Here is a 675-nt window from a genome sequence, read left to right on the forward strand (position 1 = left end):
CACCCGAGGAAGCGGCTCTTGCTTGGGAACGTACCTTAGCTTTCTTCAAAGAACATCTCATCGCCAGTTAATCGGAGTTGGCACATTCCTTGTTTTATCTCCTTTAGTGAGTGAGATATTAACAAGGAATGTGCATGACTCAATCAACGTCAAAAACACCCATTATCGTCTGCTGTGACAGCCTTCAAGAGCAAGCTCGATTGTCCGGCTTATTGAGCAAAGATTACGACAACATCATCGGTAGCCAATTGGCACAGCTAGAAACGCTGATACGGAGAGAACCATCGGCAAGAGTTGTGGTTGGATGGCAGCAGCCAACCGCAGAGCTGCGTTTGATCGTCGATTTCTGCCGACAAAAATCGGTACCACTTCTTATCGTGCTAAAGCAACTATCTTCTAATGATATCAATCGGTTATCAAGCCAAATGGATTATGTGTTGATGCCTCATGATACTGAGTTTGCTCTTCAACCTTGGATTGACCACGCAACTTTGGTACGTGAGCGGTTCGAGAGAATGAATTCAGAAATTGAATCGCTGACGAACAAGATTGAAGAGCGAAAGCTGGTGGAAAAAGCCAAAGGCTTATTGATGAAAGTGCACAATGTAGATGAGGAACACGCGTACAAAGCAATGCGAAACTCTGCAATGCAATCGAGTCAAACGCTTACTCAAG

1 protein-coding gene is annotated in these 675 nt (G+C 44.7%); it reads left to right on the forward strand.

The window, feature by feature from the left end; genetic code table 11:
* Nucleotides 1-134: 134 nt before the first annotated feature.
* On the forward strand, nucleotides 135-675 hold a 541-nt coding region (locus tag R7Q48_RS27860), incomplete at its 3' end, for an ANTAR domain-containing response regulator (RefSeq protein WP_318133529.1).

This window comes from Vibrio sp. 378 (assembly GCF_033339435.1).